We start from the raw sequence: 18,431 nt of genomic DNA on the forward strand, positions 1-18,431 counted from the left end.
CAGGATGACGTTGCAGCAGGGGCCACCCGGCGCCAGCCGTTTTGGGGGTTGAAGCCGGTCGGCCGGGCAGGGGCGCCTAAAGGGCGGCCGCAAACTGCAGGGGCAGCCCTGATTGCTGGGTCGCATCGCGGCTCAGGCACACGAAAAACTCTCCCGCCCCCTTGGTGTCTTGCCACACGCTGCCATCAAACCGGTAGTGGTAGCCCCCGGAGCGGGCGGCCATCCAGACCTCCTGCAGAGGCTTTTGCAGGTTGATCACGATCTGGCTGCGGTTGGGGAAAGTCAACGTCACCATGCCTCCCGACCGCTGGGCGTCCACATCGGCATCCGTGGTGTCGTTGATGCGATCACAACTGCGCTCGACGGCAAGCAGCAGTTGTTCGGCGTGGTCCATGTATTCAAGGTCGGTCATTACAATTTGCGCATGTTGAAAGCTCCCCAAATTCTAGTCAGGACGCTTGTCCTTGCTGCCAGCGCGGCGGCCCTGTTTGGCTGTGGACAGCGGGGGCCGCTGTATCTTCCTACCGGGCCCGCTGCAGGGCAACGCGCCACGCTGCCCGAGACGCTGACGCCCGGCAGCAGCGCCGGGGCCACGCAGGCGCCCACTCCGGCAGCATCGGCCCCTCGCTAGCCCGACCGGGGCAAGCGCCGCGAGCGCCTCTTCACCCAGGGGCGCCAATGCCCATTCACTTGATTTCTATCAAGTACAAACCCTAGGGGCACTCGTACAGTCTGCGCTTTATTGCACCGCAGGATGGCCATGGCCCTGGAACTCTACCGCGACAAGAATCACGCTTGCCTGATGTTCACCGACCTCATTGAGGAGGACGGCCAGGCCGTGCAGGCCAATCAGTTTTTGATCGTTGATGACGACACGGGCGCCATCATCGACCCGGGTGGCAACCTGGCCTTCAACGAGCTGTTCATGGGGATGACCAAACATTTCCCACCCCACAAGCTCTCGTACCTGATTGCATCGCACGCCGACCCGGACATCATCGCCTCGCTCGACCGCTGGATGACAAGCACCAAGGCCAACCTGGTGATCTCGCGCGTGTGGGAACGTTTTGCGCCCCACTTCACCAAGGTGGGCAAGACCGAGAACCGCGTGATCGGCGTGCCCGACAGCGGCGGCCACCTGCCCCTGGGCCGCCATGAGCTGGTGCTGCTGCCTGCGCACTTCATGCATTCCGAAGGCAACTTCCACTTCTACGACCCGGTCAGCCGCATCCTGTTCACAGGTGACCTGGGCGTGTCGATGATGTCGGGCGCCGAAGCCCGGGTGCCGGTGACCGACCTCAAGGCGCACATCCCGCGCATGGAGGGTTTCCACCGCCGCTACATGGTGTCCAACAAGATCCTGCGCCTGTGGGTGCGCATGGTGCGTCAGCTCGACATTGCCATGCTGGTGCCACAACACGGAGCCCCCATCATGGGCAAGGAAGCCATCAACGACTTCTTTGAGTGGATAGAGAACCTGATGTGTGGCATTGACCTGTTCGACGACCGGGCCTACCAGATCCCCACGGCCTACATCGACCCGGTGACCCGGCAGATGCGCCCTGCACTGCGGGCCGTCAACGGATAAAAACCTGCCCCCACAAGGAAAAAGAGCCTTCTCCGCGCGATGGGCAAGCAAAGTTTGCTATTAAACATATAGCAAACAGCTAGTGATGCTATGGCGAACCCGCCGGATTGCCGCGCCCGCGCTGGGACGCGGTCACAGTGGGCTGCGGCCTGCGCCAGCGGTGCCAGGCACGCCAGCCCAACAGCGCAGCCAGGATAGAGGCATACAGCGCGACCTCGGCAAAGTCATTCTTCCCGGCGCGCATCCAGAAAAAATGCAGCACCGCCAGGCCCGCCACCGCATAGACCGTACGGTGCAGCGCTTGCCAGCGCTTGCCTCCCAAGGCCTTGATCGCCCGGTTGAACGAGGTGCCCGCCAGCAGTGCCAGCAGCAGCAACGCCAGCGATCCCACCAGGATGAAGGGCCGCTTGGCGATGTCGCGCAGGATGTCGGCCACATCAAAGCCCATGTCGAACCAGGCATAGCTCAGCAGGTGCAGCACCCCGTAGAAAAACACGAACAGGCCCAGCATGCGCCGAAACCGCGCCAGCTGTGGCGTGGCCGTGAGCACCCGCAGCGGCGTGACAGCCAGCACCAGGCACAGTGCCCGCAGCGTCCAGTCACCCGTGGCGCGGATCAGGGCCTCGGCCGGGTTGGCGCCTAGTTGGCTGGTGGCGGTGGCCACCACCAGCCACACCAGGGGGAGCAGGCACAGAACGAACACCAAGGGTTTGGCAGCGGGGTGGAGCAGGAGTTTGCGCATGGGGATCAGTGCCTGGCCTTGCCGCTGCAACCCACACGCGGCGGGCCGGGCGCAACACAAGAACCAGGGAGCATCAGGCCGTGATCGTCGGAGGTCGTCGATGACTACCGGAATCAGTAGAACTTCTTGAGGTCCATGCCCGCATAGAGCTGGCCGACCTGGGCTTCGTAACCGTTGAACATCAACGTCTTGCGCTTCTTGGCAAACAGGCCGTCTTCGCCAATGCGCCTCTCGGTGGCCTGGCTCCAGCGCGGGTGGTCCACCTCAGGGTTCACGTTCGAGTAGAAACCGTATTCCTGCTTGGCCGCCTTGTTCCAGGCCGTGCCCGGCTCCTTTTCGACGAAGCGGATTTTGACGATGCTCTTAGCACTCTTGAAGCCGTATTTCCAGGGCACCACCAGGCGCACCGGCGCACCGTTCTGATTGGGCAGCACTTCGCCGTACATGCCAAAAGCGAGCAGAGTCAGTGGGTTCATGGCTTCGTCCAGGCGCAAGCCTTCCACATACGGCCAGTCGAGCACCCGCGAGCCCACGTAAGGCATGGTGGCCTTGTCGGCCAGCGTCACAAACTCCACGTACTTGGCGCTGCCCTGCGGCTCCACGCGCTTGATCAGCTCGGCCAGCGAGTACCCCACCCAGGGGATCACCATAGACCAGCCCTCCACGCAGCGCAGCCGGTAGATACGCTCTTCTTGCGCGCTGAGCTTGATCAGGTCTTCGATGCCGTATTTGCCGGGTTTCTTGACCAGGCCTTCCACTTCCACTGTCCAGGGGGTGGTCTTGAGCGTATGGGCATTGCGCGCGGGGTCGGCCTTGTCGGTGCCGAACTCGTAGAAGTTGTTGTAGGTGCTCGCGTCTTTGTAGTCGGTGAGCTTTTCCATCGTGATCGCACCGGCCACGGTGGACTTGGCGCCCGCCAGCGCAGCCAGCTTGTTGGGCCGCATCACCTGGGCCTGCTGCGCCAGCGCTTCGCGGCCCGCCCAGGCCGCCATCGCGGCACCTGCCGCGCCGCCCGCCATGAGCTTGAGCATCTGGCGGCGGTCTTCGTAGACCGCGCGGGGCGTGATTTCGGAGGGATGGGGGTGGTTGAAACCCGAGTCGCGCGAGGGGATCAGCATGGGGAGGCTCCGGTCATGGTCTGGTGGAAACAGCTGCAGCGGTAGAGCTGCACAACTGTTAGTTCGTTCCCTGAACCACGCAGGTTACACCGACGACGCAATAGTTGCAGCCTCCTGCGCCGATGCCCGACAGGGGCGCCATCCCTTCAACCCTTAGAGCCTGTTTACGATCTCGCGGGGGATCGCGCTGGCGCGCAATCGGGATGAGTGGATGCTTCGGATGCGCCGCATGGGCTCATGCCCATGCAAGCAGCCGGGGCGTTCAATCGCCCGATTTCGCTCCAACCCTTCGGGCAGTGGTCTTTGCGGGCAGTCTGCGGCGTTGCGGCGCTTGTGGGTAGCCGGGCTATTCACACCGCGCACCGCGCCTTGCATCCCATCCCGCAAAGACCGCTGCGCGACCCCTGGGAGATCGTAAACAGGCTCTTAGAACGTGTTGACGTTCTTACAACGTGCCATAGCTGTGCAGGCCGCTCAGGAACATGTTCACCCCGAGGAACGCGAACGTGGTCACCGCCAGGCCCACCAGCGCCCACCAGGCGGACACTGTGCCGCGCAGCCCCTTCATGAGGCGCATGTGCAGCCAGGCGGCGTAGTTGAGCCAGACGATCAGCGCCCAGGTCTCCTTCGGGTCCCAGCTCCAGTAGCCGCCCCAGGCCTCGGCCGCCCAGAGGGCGCCCAGCACCGTGGCGATGGTGAAAAACGCAAAGCCCACGGCGATGGACTTGTACATCACATCGTCCAGGATCTCGAACGACGGCAGGCGCGCCGCAATGCGCTTGCGGCCCAGCAGGATGCCCGCGACGATGAGCGCGGAGATGCCGAAATACACCATCCAGTAGCTGCCGCCGTTTTCGGTCGCCCCTTGGCGGAACACGATGGGCTCAAAACACAGCACCACGCCCAGCAGCCACAGCGGGGCCAGTTTGTACCAGCGGGTTTCGGTGGCCTGTTGCTTGATGAGATACGCAAACGCCACCATGGCAGCCAGCGCAAAGGTGCCGTAGCCGATGAAGTTGGCGGGCACGTGCAGCTTCATCCACCAGCTCTTGAGGGCGGGTACCAGGGGCTGGATTTCGTGCGCCTCGCGCACCACGGTGTACCAGAGCAAAAAGCCCACGGCCGCGCTCACCACCAGCATCACAAAGCCACCCAGGGCGCGCGTGTCGTACTGCTCTTCGTAGTACAGGTAGAACGCCGCCGTCATCCAGCAAAACAGCACGAATACTTCGTACAAATTGCTCACGGGAATGTGGCCGATGTCGGGGCCGATGAGGTAGCTCTCGTACCAGCGCACCAGGGTGCCGATGAGCGCCATGGCCACCGCCACCCAGGCGATGCGCGAGCCGAGCATGCCCATGGTCTTGCCTTCTCCGCGCGAGAACATGCCCACCCAGTAGAAGATGGTGCTCATGAAGAACAGCATGCTCATCCACAGGATGGCCGACTGGCTGGAGAGGAAGTATTTGAGGCCGAACACGGTATCGGCCCGCGTCAGGCTGCCCGCCCCGTCCTGCTGGTAGAGCCCGATCGCCATCAGCGCCACGGCTGCCACGATGAGCAGCAGCACCCGCAGCGGGCGCCAGAACCAGCACAGCCAGATCGTGCACGGGATGGTACCGAGCAGGATGCCTTTTTCGTAGCCGTCCATGAAGCTGCCGTAGCGCTGCAGCGCGTAGAGCCCCCCCACGGTCACGACGACCGCAAACAGCCAGTCCAGCCAGTTGCGGCGGGCAAAGAAGCCCTCGTTCAGGGTGATCGTGGTAGCGGTCGAGGAAGAAGTCGCGGTGTTCATGCGGTGCCTTCGCGGGGCGATGCCCCGATCAGTTTGTGTGCGAGCTGGACGAACTCCTGATCGCCATCCATGGTCTTGCGGTTGGTGGACAGGGCCATGGTGGCGTGGGTGCGTCCATCCTGCGGCGCCACCCAGACCCAGACGCGCCGCTCGCGCACGTAGAGCATGGCAAAAACGCCCAGAATCAGCAAGGCGCAGCCCAGATAGACAACATTCTTGCCAGGGGCGCGCGCCACCTGGAACACGCTGGCCTGCACCTGGGTGAAGTCCTTGAGTTCGAACGCCAGCGGCGCGGGGTAGATCTGCGCGTCAGACAGCGAGAGCACGGCCTGCGTCATGAAGCCCTGGGTGCGGTCATCCTGCTGCAGCGGCGCCTGGCCCGCCTGCTTGCGCGCGAGCTGGGCCACCTCGAACAGCGTACCGTTGAGGATGCGCACCAGCACCTCGCCCGCCCGCGCACGCTCGGCCTCGGGCACATTGGTTTCCATGAAATCCGACACCGCCTGCAGACCGCCCGTGGGCTTGCCATCGACCATGCCCTGGCCCGCAAACAGCGCCAGCGCGCGGGATGCCGAAAGGCGAAGCTGCTCGGCCAGCTCGGGCCGCGACGAATCCATGGCCTGCGACACATAGCGGCGCACAGCCTGCTCGCGCGCATCGGGGTCGGCCAGCAAGGCCTTCATGCGCAGGAACCCATCCATGCTGCCGTTGTCGTCGGCAGGCACACGCAGATACCGGAAGGGGTCGGCGGGCGACTCACGCACGCCGAGCAGGAACACCGGCACGCCATCGCCGGTGTCCACCGGCAGCATGTAGTTGTGAAACTCGCGCGCCTGGCCTGCGGCGTCGCGCAGCTTGTAGCTCACGCTGGGGCCCACGTTGCGCAGCTCTTTTTTGGTCACGGTCTTGTTGGCGGCCCCCAGACGGGATTCCACCGATTCGCGCAGGTCCACCTTGCGCACGTCCGCGCCGCTGCCGCCAGGGCCCGCGCCGCCAAAGTTCTCGACGTTGATGGTGCGCAGGGCCGTGAACTCCAGCGTCAGCGTATCGCTGCCCGGGCCGCCGCCCTTGTTGGTGAGCTGGGTGGAGCCGCCCACCACACCCTCCACATCAAACGGCTTGGCACCCGCCACCATGGGCGCAGCGCGCAGCTTGAGGTGCGAGCCGCCGTCGTCAAAACTCGACTGGTAAATCTCGATGCCTTTGTAGCTGGCCGGGTGGTTCACCTCGACGCGCGCAGGGGTCTTTTCGCCCGTGGCCTTGTCGTGGATCACGATCTCGCTGGCAAACAGCTTGGGCATGCCAGTGGAGTAATGCTCCACGATGAACTTCTTGAGTTCAATGGCAAACGGCAGGTCCTGCAGCAGCACGCCGTCGGACTGGTTCAGGATGGCCGTGCTCGACTGCGTGCCTTCGGCCACCAGCAGATTGCCACGGAAGGTGGGGTTGCGCTCGGACAGCCGGTGCTCGGGCTTAACGTCGGCAATCAGCCCGCCGCCCTGGTACGGCGTCTTGCCGCCCAGCAGCATCTGGGCGCGCACAATGAGGTCGCCGTCCAGCAGGCCGCCCACACACACCAGCACGATGGCGCTGTGCGCCGCGATGTAGCCGATCTTGTTGGCCGCACCCGCCTTGGCCGCCACCATCCAGCCCGTGCCGGGGCCTGCGGCGGTGTCGCGCTGCTGCAGGCGCACCTTCCAGCCACCACCGGCCAGCAGGGTGCCAATGCGGCGTGCCTCGGCCTCGGCAGAATCGCTGAGCGCAGCCTCGGCCTTGTGGTGAAACGCTTTCAGGCTTTGCTCACGGATGTTCTCTTTATAGACCTTGAGGTCGGTGAGGATCTTGGGCGTGTTGCGGGCAATGCAAAGCGAAGTGCTGATCACGAGGAACGCCAGGATCAGCAGAAACCACCAGGCGCTGTACACCGCATTGAGCTGGATGGCACCAAACAGCTCGGCCCAGAACGGCCCGAACTGGTTGACGTAGTTGGCCGCAGGCTCGTGCTGCTTGAGCACCGTGCCGATCACCGAGGCAATGCAGATCACCGTCAGCAGGGAGATGGCGAACCGCATGGAGGACAGCAGTTCGATCCCGGCACGCCATGCCTGGGAACCAGACTGGATGCGAAGGCCTTGGGTGTTGTCGGACATGGATAAAACGGGTCTGCGAAGCGCGAAAGAAAAAGGGCGGGACCATCTGTTCAGATGGACCCGCCCTTTTTGGGGTTGTTATTGGCGGTAGGTTCCGCGTGACCCGGTCAAAAAGACGTCATGGGGCCACGGTTTGACGAAGATCAATCAGCGCAGGCCGGCGATGTAATCCGAGACGGCCTTGATTTCCTTGTCGTTGAGCTTGGCAGCCACCTGGGTCATCTGCAGGCTGTTGGCGCGCGAACCGTCGCGGAACATGTTCAGCTGGGCAGTGGTGTAGTCGGCGTGCTGACCCGCCAGACGGGGGTACTGGGCGGGGATGCCTGCGCCATTGGGGCTGTGGCAGCCCGCGCAGGCGGCGATGTTGCGGTCGGCAATGCCGCCACGGTAGATGCGCTCGCCCAGGGCGACCAGGTCCTTGTCCTTGGCGAAACCTGCCTTGGCGGGCTTGGAAGCCAGCCAGTAGGAAATGTTGCGCATGTCGTCGTCCGACAGGGCGGACGCGAAACCCTTCATCACGGCGTTGTTGCGCTTGCCCGACTTGAATTCCTGCAATTGCTTGACCAGGTATTCAGGGTGTTGCTGCGACAGCTTGGGGTTGGCCGCGATGGCCGAATTGCCGTCGGCGCTGTGGCAGGCCGCACACACGGCGGTGAAGCTGGCCTCGCCTTTGACGAGATCCGGCTTGGCCGCCTTGGGGGCGTCGCCCGCCGCGTAGGCCGAGAAAACAGGTGCTGCCAGTGCGGCAGCCGTCAGCAGGGAGGCGAGCAACTTCATATCGAGGGTGTATGTTTATGTGCGCAAAACCGCGCGATTCTACAATGAGGCTTCCTCGCATCCCAATTTCTCATGACGACTTCTCCTACCGCGCCAGTTGCTGGCTCCCTTCCGCCCGCACCCGACGCCAAGATCGCCATGGGCTGGATGCACACGGCCAGGTTCCTGACCACGGCCGCGCAGCTGCACCATCTGCCCCCCATTGATGTGCCCGAAATCGCGTTTGTGGGCCGCTCCAACGCCGGTAAGTCCACCTGCATCAACACGCTGACGCAGCAAAAGCAGCTCGCGTTTGCGTCCAAAAAACCTGGCCGCACGCAGCACATCAACCTGTTTTCGCTGGGCAAGCAGGGCGTGACGGACGCCGTGCTGGCCGACCTGCCCGGCTATGGCTATGCCGCAGTGTCGCGCTCGGACAAGGTGCGCTGGCAGCAGGTGATGGTGAACTACCTCGTCAGCCGCACCAGCCTCACCGGCATCGTGCTGCTGTGCGACCCCCGCCTGGGCCTGACCGAACTGGACGAAGCCCTGCTGGAAGTGGTACGCCCCCGCGTTGAAGAGGGCCTGAAGTTCCTGGTCGTGCTGACCAAGGCCGACAAGCTCACGCGCGCCGAGCAAGCCAAGGTGCTGTCGATTACGCGACTGCACGCGGGCGGCGGCGAGGTGAAGATGTTCTCGGCCCTCAAGAAGCAAGGGGTGGACGAAGTGGCCCAGCTGCTGTGGCAGTGGGCCCACCCGGTACGCCCTGCGGCAGAACCCGAGGCGGCCGACAGCGCGCAGCCTTCTGCAACAGGCCCTGCCCCTGAGGATTCAGACAAAAACAGCCCCTAGCGCGCGACCATCATGCGCTAGAAGCTATTCAATTAGTAGCAAAAGCGCCATGATCCAACAGCCCCCCGTCGCCCTCCCCCATGGCATCACCCTGCACTGCCGCGTAAGTGGCGTGGCGGGGCGCCCGGTGCTGCTGTTCCTGCACGGGTTTCCCGAGGGGGCCTTCATCTGGGACGAGCTGATGCTGCACTTCTCCCGTCCCGAAAACGGCGGCTACCGCTGCGTGGCGCCCTACCTGCGCGGGTTTGGCCCATCGAGCAGCCCGACCGAGGTGGAGGCCTACCGCGCCAAACACCTGGTGCAGGACCTGGTGGCGCTGATCGCCCACGAATGCCCTGGCGGCGCACTGGAATGCCTGGTGGCCCATGACTGGGGCGGCGCCGTGGCCTGGAACCTGGCCAACCAGCAGCCGCAGCTGATGAAGCGCCTGGCGATCATCAACTCCCCCCACCCCGGCGCCTTTGTGCGGGAGCTGTCGCACAACGCGGCGCAGCAGGCGGGCAGCCAGTACATGCACTTCCTGTGCCGCCCAGACGCCGAGGAACTACTGGCAGACAACGATTTCCGCCGCCTGTTCGGCTTTTTTGACGACCCGCACGGCCGTGCACCGGCCTGGCTCACCGACAGCGTGCGCGCCCAGTACCGCGCGCTGTGGCAACAGGGCCTGAAGGGCGCCTGCAACTACTACCGCGCCAGCCCCATCCGCCCGCCACGCGATGGTGACCCCGGCGCGCAGGCCATCACCTTGCCCGAATCGATGCTGACAGTGGACTTGCCCACCCTGGTGCTGTGGGGCATGGACGACCCGGCACTGCTGCCCGGCCTGCTCGACGGGCTGCCGGGCTGGGTGCCCCGGCTGCAACTGCGACAGGTGGAAGCCGCCTCGCACTGGATCGTGCACGAGCACCCGGAGCGCGTGGCCCAGGAGTTGCAGCGCTTCTTTCATCAGAAAGCATAGCTACCAAGGCATACTGGGAGCGCGGAGGCGACCATTTTCACCAAGAATCATGAAGCCCATCAGCGGACCCACGCCACCCAGGCAGAGCCCCACCACCCAAGATCAGTACACCGAATCCTCGCCCTCAGGCCGGGTCTTGAAACGCTTGTGCACCCAGTAGTACTGCTCGGGCATGGTGTCGATCACGGCCTGCAGCTCGCGGTTCATGCGCACGGTGTCGGCCTCGGCATCGTCCGTGGGGTAGTGGGCCCACGCGGGCGAGACCTCGGCCACATAGCCCGTGGGTGTCATGCGCGAGTACACGCCCACCACCTTGGCACGCCCCAGCCGCGCAAAACGCGACAGCGACGGAATGGTGGCCGCGGTCACGCCATAGAACGGCACAAACAGCGAGTCGTTGCGGCCATAGTCCATGTCGGGCAGCAGGTACAGCAGGCCGCCCTTGCGCAGGCTGGAGATGATGGGCTTGACGCCATCGGCGCGGTTGAGCATGCGCACATCACCAAAACGCTGGCGCCCGGCCATGAACCAGGCATCCACCGCCGGATCGGGGTGGGTAGCAAAAATCGACGTGAAGGCGCGCTGGGTGTTCAGCGGCAGCGCCAGGCCGCCTGCGTCCATGCCGTAGAAATGGGGCGCGAACAGGATGGTGGGCGTATCGCCCTCCAGCTCATGGACCGCCCCGGTCAGGCGCACGCGCTGCTCGACCACCGCGCGCGGTGCGGCCCACAGCCAGCTGCGGTCCAGCCAGGTCTGGCAGAACACCACAAAGTTGGCCCGCGCCACAGCCCGGCGGCGCGCCTCGGTCCAGTCAGGGAAACACAGCGCCAGATTGCGCAGCGCCACCTTTCGCCGCCGCACCACCAGCACATAGGCCACCTGCCCCAGCACCCAGCCCATGCCGCGCAGCACGGGCAAGGGCAGCAGCGCCAGCACGCCCATGAACCACACACCCAGGCGGCCGGTCACGCGGCACCTCCTGCAGCAGGCTCGGCGGGCGCGGCGTCCCCGCGTGGCTGCTTGTAGCGGCCGTAGCCCCACAGGTACTGCTCGGGGCATTGGCGGATGAGGTGTTCCATGGCCTGGTTGATCTGCAGCAGGGCCTGGCCCATGTCTGCGGACAGCGGCGCGGGCAGAGGCTCGAAATGCGTGACATAGCCCCGCCCCCAGGACAGGCGCTCGCAGCGCACCAGCACCACGGCGGCGCCGGTCTGCTGCGCCAGGCGCGCGGCAAGGGTCATGGTGTAGGCATCGCGGCCAAAAAACGGCGCCCACTGGCCCTGGCCTTCGGGTGGCACCTGATCGGGCAGCAGGCCCACGGCCTCGCCCCGGCGCAGTGCCTTGATCATCTGGCGCACGCCCGCCAGCGTGGTGGGCACAGCCAGCATGCCGGGGCGGTTGCGCGCGGTCTCCATCACTTTGGCCAGCCAGGCCTGCCGCGCCGGACGGTACAGCACCGTGATCGGGCCCCGTTCGCCACTCCAGCGCCGTGCCACCGCCTGCGCCGACAGCTCAAAACACCCCTGGTGCGGAGTCAGAAGAACGATGCCACGACCGGCAGCATAGGCCTGCTCCACACAGGCTTCGCCTTCGATGCGGCAGGGCAGCGGCGCCCCCAGCCACAGGCGCGGCAGCTCGGCCACCATGCGGCCTGCATGGGCCACGGCGGCCCGCACCGCACCGAACGAATAGCCCGCCAGTGCCGAATTGGCAAGGAAGCGGCGCCGGTAGGTGGGCGACGCGCAAAACGCCATCCAGCCCATGGCCGCGCCCAGGGCATGCAGCAACCACAGTGGAAACACGGAAAAGAATCGGAAGACGACTGGCATTAAAATGATGGGGTCGCTGAGTTAAATGAGCAACTTGCAGGGCGACGTTAAAAAAATCTGCTAAAGCGTTCGCCAGATCTCCTTCGGGGTGAGGGCAACGCCCCAAATGCCGGAACACAGGAGTTTATTCAAATGGCGAACGACTTTCTCTTTACCTCGGAATCCGTTTCCGAAGGCCACCCCGACAAGGTGGCCGACCAGATCTCGGATGCGATTCTCGATGCGATCTTCAAACAGGACCCCCGCAGCCGCGTCGCCGCTGAAACGCTGACCAACACCGGCCTCGTTGTGCTGGCAGGCGAAATCACCACCAACGCCCACGTGGACTACATCCAGGTGGCGCGCGACACCATCAAGCGCATCGGCTACGACAACACCGACTACGGCATTGACTACAAGGGCTGCGCCGTGCTCGTGGCCTACGACAAGCAGAGCAACGACATCGCCCAGGGCGTGGACCACGCAAGCGACGACCACCTGAACACTGGCGCCGGTGACCAGGGCCTGATGTTCGGCTACGCCTGCGACGAAACGCCCGAGCTGATGCCCGCGCCCATCTACTACGCGCACCGCCTCGTCGAGCGCCAGGCCCAGCTGCGCAAGGACGGCCGCCTGCCCTTCCTGCGCCCCGATGCCAAGAGCCAAGTGACCATGCGCTATGTGGACGGCAAGCCCCACAGCATCGACACCGTGGTGCTCTCCACCCAGCACCACCCCGATCAGAGCGAAACGCAGACCAAGATGAAGGCCTCGTTCACCGAAGCCATCATCGAAGAGATCATCAAGCCCGTGCTGCCCAAGGAATGGATCCAGGACACGCGCTACCTGATCAACCCCACCGGCCGTTTTGTCATCGGCGGCCCGCAAGGCGACTGCGGACTGACCGGCCGCAAGATCATCGTGGACACCTACGGCGGAGCCTGCCCCCACGGCGGCGGCGCGTTCAGCGGCAAGGACCCAACGAAGGTGGACCGCTCGGCCGCCTACGCTGCCCGCTACGTGGCCAAGAACATCGTGGCCGCAGGCCTGGCCCGCCAGTGCCAGATCCAGGTGGCCTACGCCATCGGCGTGGCCGAGCCGATGAACATCACGGTTTACACCGAAGGCACAGGCGTGATCCCCGACGACCAGATCGCCAAGCTGGTGCGCGCACACTTCGACCTGCGCCCCAAGGGCATCATCCAGATGCTGGACCTGCTGCGCCCGATCTACGAAAAGACCGCAGCCTACGGCCACTTCGGCCGCGAAGAGCCCGAGTTCAGCTGGGAACGTACGGACAAGGCTGCCGCACTGCGTGCGGCAGCAGGGCTGTAAAGCCCGCTGCGCGAATAGCGCGGTATCGGTCTTCGGGCGAAGTTCATATCGCACAAGCGATGTGAACGGAGACCCAAAAGACCCCCAGAGCCGCCCCACCTCCCAAGCCGCAACGCCCCGCGTTGCGGCTTTTCTTTTGGCGCTTCACCCCAACCCGCCAGCGGCTCTCTCCTACACCCGCCGCCCGCCTGCACTGACGGCGCACCCCACCGCCCGCCGGTATCGTTCCTGCACACCCTCCGCAGCCCCGCGCTGCCTCAACATCCACCGCAAGGAGCGAGCCCCATGCTGAAGTACGCCCTCATTTTTGCCCTGATTTCTCTCGTGGCTGGAGCCCTAGGTTTCACCGGTGTGGCCGCAGGCGCGGCGGGCATCGCCAAGGTGCTGTTTGTGCTGTTCCTGGTGATTGCCGTGGTGTTTGTGGTGCTCGCCGCCATCGGCGTGGGCGCCGCTCGCAAGGTGCTCAAGTAAGGCCACACGCCATCCTCAACACCACTGCACAGCCCACCATGACTGATACCACCAACATCTTCGAAGCCCTGCGCGAAAGCCACGAGCGCCAGCGCTCGCTGTACAGCGCACTCACCAACACCAGCGGCGACACGCCCGAGCGGCGCGATCTGTTCGATCAGCTCAAGAAGGAACTCTCCGCACACGCCCAAGCGGAGGACCGCCACTTCTACATCCCGCTGATGGCGCACGACGCAGGCATTGATCTGTCGCGCCACGCCATTTCCGAGCACCACCAGATCGATGAGCTGGTGGAGTCGTTGGAAGAAACCGAGCCTTCAAGCCCTGCATGGCTGCCCCTGGCCAAAAAGCTCGCCGAGAAGGTGGAGCACCACCTCAAGGAAGAGGAACACCGCTTCTTCCAGATGGCGGGCAAGCTGCTGACAGAAAAGCAGAAGACCGCGCTGGCTGCTGACTACCGGGCGGACTACGAAGAGGCCCTGGCCGCCACGGCCTGAGCCCGCACCCACGAATCAGGCGGCGTCTTCGGCCTGGATCACGCAGTTGCGCCCGCTGGACTTGGCCTTGTAGAGCGCGGTGTCCGCGCGCTTGATCAGCGCATGGCTGTCTTCCTTGTGGTCCCAGGTGGCCACACCAAAGCTGGCGCTCACATGGCCCACGGCGTCGAACGGCACGCCCGCAATGCGCGCGCGCACCGCCTCGGCCATGGCCATGGCGGCGTCCACCGGGGTTTCCTTGAGCAGGATGATGAATTCCTCGCCCCCGAAGCGCGCGGCGCAGTCGGATGAGCGCAGCAGCTCGCGCACGCGCAACGCCGTGTTCTTCAGCACCACATCGCCCGAGTCATGCCCGAAGGTGTCGTTGATGCGCTTGAAGAAGTCGATGTCGAACATCACCACCGACAACTGGCTCTTCTTGACCCGGGTCTCGGCCATGTCGGCCTCCAGCCGCTCGAAGAAACGTCGGCGGTTGACCAGATCGGTGAGGAAGTCCTTGGTCGCCAGGTCTTCCAGCTTGGCATTGAGCCGTGCCATGGGCTCGATCACCAGCGACGACAACGAAAGGTTGAGCACCACAAACAGCAGCGCAAAGCTGGCCACCAGCGCCGCCATCACGGTGTTGAAGGTCTGGCGCGCCTTCTCCAGCGGGAAGTACATGGGTACCTTCACCACCTGGATGCCCACGGTCTCGTTCATGCCCCAGCCAAAGCCGTTCTTGTCGCCATAGACCTTGAGCATGGTGGGCGGCGCCACGGCCGGTGTGCTGTGGCAGGCCATGCACTGGGCCTGCTTGATGGTGATGGGCCGGGCCACATACATGGCGCGGTGCATGCCCTCGCCCACCTCGCCCGTCACTTCCTTCTTGAGGTCAGCGCGGCCTTCGCGGAAGTCGCTGATAAGACGCTCCTCCCACTCGTTGGCGCGGTCGCGCAGGTTGGTGGGGTTGAGCACCGCCTCCTTGTATTCATAGCCCGGAAAGCGGCTTTGCAGGCGGCGCAGCGTCTCGGTGGCGGCGTAGGCGGGCACGGTCTGCGGCAGGAATTTCTCGGCCAGCGTCACGTCCAGGTGCGGCTTGACCAGCTCGGTGGTGTAGTCGCGGATGGCCATGGCGGCGTGCATCATGATCTGCGAGTTGTGCTGCACCTCTTCGATGGCCGACTGCTGCAGGAAGCGGTGCACATAGGCGCCCGCGCCCAGCACCGCCAGCAGCAGCACGCCCGCCAGCACCAGGTTGAATTTGAGCCGCAAAGACATGGATCTCCCTCAGGGACCAGCACCGGGCTGGCGGTTCATTGGCGGTGGCACTGGGGCCGAAGAGTCCGGCCGCGCGCAACCATTGTTCGTGGGACACAAAGTTTGCGTTTGTGCCAGATTTGCACGCGGCGGTCCAATGTTTTGTGCGCCCACCGGGGCAAGGCTACAGGCCCCGGGCACTCAACGACAGCTGGCGCCGGTAAGCGGGGCGCACCCGGTACAGCTGCGCGGGGCGGTGTGCGCCGCCGGTCTGCAGTGCGCCGGGCACGGGCTCCAGCATGGCCAGCTCGTCCACCTTGCGGCGAAAACTCACCTTGTTGACCGGCTCGCCCAGCACCGCTTCGTACACCGCCTGCAGCTGCGGCAGCGTGAAGGGCTCGGCGCACAGGTGCACGGGCAGCGACGAATACTGGCTTTTGCTGCGCACGCGCAACACGGCAGTGTCGATGATCTGGCGGTGGTCGAAGGGCAGCGGCGGCAGTGCATCCACCGCCACCAGTTCCACCCGCTCCCCGGCCTGCGCCAGCACGGTGGCGGGCACCAGGGCGCAATAGGCCACGGCCACCGACCAGCCCCGGGGGTCGCGCACCGCGCCGGTGAAAGTGGCGAGTTGTTCTAGGTAGGGGCTTTCGAGCCCGGCCTTGTCCCGCAGCACCCGCGCGGCGCTGGCCTGGGCGTCCACATCGCCCTGCGCATGGATGTAGCCGCCGGGCAGCGCCAGGGCCTGGGCAAAAGGCTCACGCTCGCGGCGCACCAGGGCCACCTTCAACGTGGATTGCTCCAGGGTCAGCAGCACCACGTCCACGGTGCAGATCACGGCGGGAATGCTGTCGGTTGTCATGCTGCGCGGTAGTTCATTGCAAATTTGGACGAACAAGGCTACCACCAAGCCGCGCATCGGGAAAGCGCTGCAATCCCTCTGTAGCCCGCGCATTGGAAACATCGGCTTGCAAATTACTTAGTTGCAAATTTGAATTAACAAAACTACACTGCAACCATAGCGAAGGAGAAAGACCATGGCAACGCGTACCACCCAGCTTCTGGTGATCGACCCCCAAAACGATTTCTGCGACCTGCCCGCCAGCCACTGCCCCGCAGGCCGCGCGCCCAGCCTGCCCGTGGCGGGGGCCCATGCCGACATGCAGCGGCTGGCGGCCTTCATCCGGGCACAGGGCGGCCAGATAGACGCCATCACCGTCACACTCGACTCGCACCAGAGCTTTGACATCGCCCACCCTGGCTTCTGGCAGACCGGCGCAGAGGCAGAGGTGGCGCCCTTCACCCCCATCACTGCCGCCCAGGTGCGCGCAGGCACCTTCACGCCGCGCGATGCGGCCGCCCTGCCGCGCACGCTGGCCTACCTGGACGCGCTCGAAGCCCAGGGCCGCTACACGCTCATGGTCTGGCCTGTGCACTGCGAGATCGGCAGCTGGGGCCACGGCATCCACACCGATGTGCTGGCCGCCTGTGGCGACTGGCAACTGCAACGCCAACGCGCTGTGCGCAACGTGTTCAAGGGCACCAACCCCTGGACGGAGCACTACAGCGCCATCGAGGCCGAGGTGCCCGATGCGGACGACGCCAGCACCGCGCTCAACACCACCCTGCTGTTGTCGCTGGGCCAGGCCGATGTGCTGTTGATTGCGGGCGAGGCCAGCAGCCACTGCGTGCGCTCGACCACCGAACACATCGTGCAGCACCTGCCCCGCCTGGTGCCCGGCTGGCAGGCCAGCCGCATCGTGCTACTGACCGACGGCATGAGCCCCGTGGGTGGCTTCGAGGCGCAGCACCAGGCGTTCCTGGATGCCATGCGCGCCGCGGGCGTACAGCTGAAAACCATGAATGAAATTGGCCTCTAGCGCCTGACCACATTCCCCTGATAGCTATTAATTCAGGAACAAATCATGTCCCCCATCATCACCAGCCTGCTCGACACCGACCTCTACAAGTTCACCATGTGGCAGGCGCTGCTGCACCGGCACCCACAGACGCAGAGCGAATACCGCTTTGTCTGCCGCAACCAGCCCATCTACCCGCTGGCCGAGCTGTTGCCCGAAGTGAATGCCGCGCTGGACCACCTGTGCACCCTGCGCTTCAGCGAAGACGAGCTGGCCTACCTGGGCGGCCTGCGGTTTATCAAGAGCGACTTCATCGACTTTCTGCGCATCTTCCAGTTCCAGCGCAGCTTCATCCGCGCCTGGGCCGAGGGCGACCAGTTGCATATCGTGGCCCAGGGCCCGCAGGTGCATGTGATGGGCTTCGAGATCTTCGTGCTGGCCATCGTGAACGAGCTGTACTTCCGCCGCTTCGATACCACCGCCGCCCTGGCCAGCGGCCGCGAGCGGCTGGCGGTGAAGGTGCAGCAGCTGCAGGACCTGGCGCAGCAGGCCACACTGCGCAACCCCTTTGAGCTGTTCGACTTTGGCCTGCGACGCCGCTACAGCGGCGCCTGGCAGCGCGAGGTGGTGCAGACCTTTGCCACGCAGACGCCGCAGTGGTTCAAGGGCACCAGCAACGTGCTGCTGGCACGCGACCTGGGCCTGGTGCCCATCGGCACCATGGCGCACGAGTACCTGCAGAGCTACCAGGCGCTGGGCGTGCGCCTGCGTGATTTTCAAAAGGCCGCGCTCGAAGACTGGGTGCAGGAATACCGAGGCGACCTGGGCATTGCACTGACCGACACCGTGGGCATGGACGCCTTTCTGGCCGACTTCGACCTGTACTTCGCCAAGCTGTTCGACGGCCTGCGGCACGACTCGGGCGACCCGGTGGCCTGGGGCGAGAAGGCGCTGTCCCACTATGCCAAGCTGCGCATCGACGCGCACACCAAGCGGCTGGTGTTCTCCGACGGGCTCACGCTGACCAAGGCGCTGGCACTGTACCGGCATTTTGGCGACCGCACTCAGCTGGGTTTTGGCATTGGCACCCACCTCACCAACGACATGGGCGATGCACCGGAGATGAAGCCGCTCAACATCGTGATGAAGCTGGTACGCGCCAACGGGCAACCGGTGGCCAAGCTGTCAGATACGCCGGGCAAGACGCTGTGTGACGATGAAACCTACCTCGCGTACCTGCGCCAAGTCTTCAACGTGAAGGACTGA

The 18,431-nt window shown here is 64.8% G+C and carries 19 protein-coding genes; 9 read left to right on the top strand and 10 right to left on the bottom strand.

Translation table 11 applies throughout. The annotated features are described in order from the left end of the window. Positions 1 to 76 precede the first annotated feature (76 nt). Positions 77 to 412 carry an iron donor protein CyaY gene (gene cyaY / locus AvAM_RS09660; RefSeq protein ID WP_137746847.1) on the bottom strand — a complete coding sequence of 112 codons (336 nt, stop codon included), beginning with the start codon at positions 410 to 412 and terminating at the stop codon, positions 77 to 79. Positions 413 to 424: 12 nt separating this feature from the next. Here cyaY and AvAM_RS09665 point away from each other — a divergent pair, with 12 nt between their 5' ends. Continuing rightward, positions 425 to 631: a lipoprotein gene (locus tag AvAM_RS09665; protein ID WP_137746848.1), complete on the top strand. Its 207-nt coding sequence runs from the start codon at positions 425 to 427 to the stop codon at positions 629 to 631. 129 nt (positions 632 to 760) lie between these two features. Continuing rightward, positions 761 to 1,588 carry an MBL fold metallo-hydrolase gene (locus AvAM_RS09670; RefSeq protein ID WP_137746849.1) on the top strand — a complete coding sequence of 276 codons (828 nt, stop codon included), beginning with the start codon at positions 761 to 763 and terminating at the stop codon, positions 1,586 to 1,588. Positions 1,589 to 1,676: 88 nt separating this feature from the next. On the opposite strand, the gene AvAM_RS09675 is transcribed toward AvAM_RS09670, so the two are convergent. The 5 genes from AvAM_RS09675 to AvAM_RS09700 all read right to left on the bottom strand — a co-directional run bounded on the left by AvAM_RS09675 (position 1,677) and on the right by AvAM_RS09700 (position 8,170). Further along, positions 1,677 to 2,330 (bottom strand): sulfite oxidase heme-binding subunit YedZ, encoded by a 654-nt coding sequence (locus tag AvAM_RS09675; RefSeq protein WP_137746850.1) that lies wholly within the window; start codon positions 2,328 to 2,330, stop codon positions 1,677 to 1,679. Positions 2,331 to 2,443: 113 nt separating this feature from the next. Then, on the bottom strand, positions 2,444 to 3,448 hold the full coding sequence (gene msrP / locus AvAM_RS09680) for a protein-methionine-sulfoxide reductase catalytic subunit MsrP (RefSeq protein WP_137746851.1): 1,005 nt from the start codon (positions 3,446 to 3,448) through the stop codon (positions 2,444 to 2,446). Positions 3,449 to 3,893: 445 nt separating this feature from the next. After that, positions 3,894 to 5,243 carry a c-type cytochrome biogenesis protein CcsB gene (gene ccsB, locus AvAM_RS09690; protein WP_137746852.1) on the bottom strand — a complete coding sequence of 450 codons (1,350 nt, stop codon included), beginning with the start codon at positions 5,241 to 5,243 and terminating at the stop codon, positions 3,894 to 3,896. Next, entirely contained in the window at positions 5,240 to 7,393 is a 2,154-nt protein-coding gene (locus AvAM_RS09695) for a cytochrome c biogenesis protein ResB (protein ID WP_137746853.1), read from the bottom strand. Before AvAM_RS09695 ends, ccsB begins: the two co-directional genes overlap by 4 nt. Before the next feature lie 147 nt (positions 7,394 to 7,540). Further along, complete coding sequence (locus tag AvAM_RS09700; RefSeq protein ID WP_137746854.1) at positions 7,541 to 8,170, bottom strand: cytochrome c; 630 nt, start codon at positions 8,168 to 8,170, stop codon at positions 7,541 to 7,543. Positions 8,171 to 8,242: 72 nt separating this feature from the next. Here AvAM_RS09700 and yihA point away from each other — a divergent pair, with 72 nt between their 5' ends. Next, the gene (yihA, locus tag AvAM_RS09705; RefSeq protein WP_137746855.1) at positions 8,243 to 9,001 is read left to right on the top strand and encodes a ribosome biogenesis GTP-binding protein YihA/YsxC; all 759 of its coding nucleotides are present in this window, start codon (positions 8,243 to 8,245) and stop codon (positions 8,999 to 9,001) included. 49 nt (positions 9,002 to 9,050) lie between these two features. After that, positions 9,051 to 9,959, top strand: coding sequence for an alpha/beta fold hydrolase (locus tag AvAM_RS09710; protein ID WP_137746856.1), 909 nt, complete (start codon positions 9,051 to 9,053; stop codon positions 9,957 to 9,959). A 102-nt stretch (positions 9,960 to 10,061) separates the two neighbouring features. Here AvAM_RS09710 and AvAM_RS09715 read toward each other — a convergent pair whose 3' ends face one another. Continuing rightward, complete coding sequence (locus tag AvAM_RS09715; RefSeq protein WP_137746857.1) at positions 10,062 to 10,928, bottom strand: lysophospholipid acyltransferase family protein; 867 nt, start codon at positions 10,926 to 10,928, stop codon at positions 10,062 to 10,064. Beyond that, complete coding sequence (locus tag AvAM_RS09720; protein WP_137746858.1) at positions 10,925 to 11,788, bottom strand: lysophospholipid acyltransferase family protein; 864 nt, start codon at positions 11,786 to 11,788, stop codon at positions 10,925 to 10,927. Before AvAM_RS09720 ends, AvAM_RS09715 begins: the two co-directional genes overlap by 4 nt. Positions 11,789 to 11,920: 132 nt before the next feature. Between AvAM_RS09720 and metK the strand changes: the two genes are divergently transcribed. The 3 genes from metK (at position 11,921) to AvAM_RS09735 (ending at position 14,070) form a co-directional block, all read left to right on the top strand. Next, a complete protein-coding gene (gene metK / locus AvAM_RS09725; protein ID WP_121943734.1) occupies positions 11,921 to 13,102 on the top strand; it encodes a methionine adenosyltransferase in 1,182 nt (393 codons plus the stop codon). Between the two features lie 285 nt (positions 13,103 to 13,387). Further along, positions 13,388 to 13,573, top strand: coding sequence for a DUF1328 domain-containing protein (locus AvAM_RS09730; protein WP_137746859.1), 186 nt, complete (start codon positions 13,388 to 13,390; stop codon positions 13,571 to 13,573). Between the two features lie 38 nt (positions 13,574 to 13,611). Beyond that, positions 13,612 to 14,070, top strand: coding sequence for a hemerythrin domain-containing protein (locus AvAM_RS09735; RefSeq protein WP_137746860.1), 459 nt, complete (start codon positions 13,612 to 13,614; stop codon positions 14,068 to 14,070). 15 nt (positions 14,071 to 14,085) lie between these two features. Here the strand turns inward: AvAM_RS09735 and AvAM_RS09740 are convergent, their stop codons facing one another. Further along, complete coding sequence (locus AvAM_RS09740) at positions 14,086 to 15,327, bottom strand: diguanylate cyclase (RefSeq protein ID WP_137746861.1); 1,242 nt, start codon at positions 15,325 to 15,327, stop codon at positions 14,086 to 14,088. A 163-nt stretch (positions 15,328 to 15,490) separates the two neighbouring features. Beyond that, complete coding sequence (locus AvAM_RS09745) at positions 15,491 to 16,168, bottom strand: NUDIX domain-containing protein (protein WP_137746862.1); 678 nt, start codon at positions 16,166 to 16,168, stop codon at positions 15,491 to 15,493. Between the two features lie 175 nt (positions 16,169 to 16,343). Here AvAM_RS09745 and AvAM_RS09750 point away from each other — a divergent pair, with 175 nt between their 5' ends. Next, positions 16,344 to 17,186: a cysteine hydrolase gene (locus AvAM_RS09750; protein WP_137746863.1), complete on the top strand. Its 843-nt coding sequence runs from the start codon at positions 16,344 to 16,346 to the stop codon at positions 17,184 to 17,186. 45 nt (positions 17,187 to 17,231) lie between these two features. Then, on the top strand, positions 17,232 to 18,431 hold the full coding sequence (gene pncB / locus AvAM_RS09755; protein ID WP_137746864.1) for a nicotinate phosphoribosyltransferase: 1,200 nt from the start codon (positions 17,232 to 17,234) through the stop codon (positions 18,429 to 18,431).

The sequence above is a fragment of the Acidovorax sp. NB1 genome, from assembly GCF_005405905.1.
Taxonomy (GTDB): domain Bacteria; phylum Pseudomonadota; class Gammaproteobacteria; order Burkholderiales; family Burkholderiaceae_C; genus Acidovorax.

Bases quoted from the DNA above. Each gene is read 5' to 3' on its own strand.
- msrP (WP_137746851.1), bottom strand. From the start codon at position 3,448: ATGCTGATCCCCTCGCGCGACTCGGGTTTCAACCACCCCCATCCCTCC.
- ccsB (WP_137746852.1), bottom strand. From the start codon at position 5,243: ATGAACACCGCGACTTCTTCCTCGACCGCTACCACGATCACCCTGAAC.
- AvAM_RS09740 (WP_137746861.1), bottom strand. From the start codon at position 15,327: ATGTCTTTGCGGCTCAAATTCAACCTGGTGCTGGCGGGCGTGCTGCTG.
- AvAM_RS09745 (WP_137746862.1), bottom strand. From the start codon at position 16,168: ATGACAACCGACAGCATTCCCGCCGTGATCTGCACCGTGGACGTGGTG.
- AvAM_RS09730 (WP_137746859.1), top strand. From the start codon at position 13,388: ATGCTGAAGTACGCCCTCATTTTTGCCCTGATTTCTCTCGTGGCTGGA.
- yihA (WP_137746855.1), top strand. From the start codon at position 8,243: ATGACGACTTCTCCTACCGCGCCAGTTGCTGGCTCCCTTCCGCCCGCA.
- metK (WP_121943734.1), top strand. From the start codon at position 11,921: ATGGCGAACGACTTTCTCTTTACCTCGGAATCCGTTTCCGAAGGCCAC.
- AvAM_RS09670 (WP_137746849.1), top strand. From the start codon at position 761: ATGGCCCTGGAACTCTACCGCGACAAGAATCACGCTTGCCTGATGTTC.
- AvAM_RS09750 (WP_137746863.1), top strand. From the start codon at position 16,344: ATGGCAACGCGTACCACCCAGCTTCTGGTGATCGACCCCCAAAACGAT.
- AvAM_RS09720 (WP_137746858.1), bottom strand. From the start codon at position 11,788: ATGCCAGTCGTCTTCCGATTCTTTTCCGTGTTTCCACTGTGGTTGCTG.
- AvAM_RS09700 (WP_137746854.1), bottom strand. From the start codon at position 8,170: ATGAAGTTGCTCGCCTCCCTGCTGACGGCTGCCGCACTGGCAGCACCT.
- AvAM_RS09695 (WP_137746853.1), bottom strand. From the start codon at position 7,393: ATGTCCGACAACACCCAAGGCCTTCGCATCCAGTCTGGTTCCCAGGCA.
- AvAM_RS09675 (WP_137746850.1), bottom strand. From the start codon at position 2,330: ATGCGCAAACTCCTGCTCCACCCCGCTGCCAAACCCTTGGTGTTCGTT.
- AvAM_RS09710 (WP_137746856.1), top strand. From the start codon at position 9,051: ATGATCCAACAGCCCCCCGTCGCCCTCCCCCATGGCATCACCCTGCAC.
- cyaY (WP_137746847.1), bottom strand. From the start codon at position 412: ATGACCGACCTTGAATACATGGACCACGCCGAACAACTGCTGCTTGCC.
- AvAM_RS09665 (WP_137746848.1), top strand. From the start codon at position 425: ATGTTGAAAGCTCCCCAAATTCTAGTCAGGACGCTTGTCCTTGCTGCC.
- AvAM_RS09735 (WP_137746860.1), top strand. From the start codon at position 13,612: ATGACTGATACCACCAACATCTTCGAAGCCCTGCGCGAAAGCCACGAG.
- pncB (WP_137746864.1), top strand. From the start codon at position 17,232: ATGTCCCCCATCATCACCAGCCTGCTCGACACCGACCTCTACAAGTTC.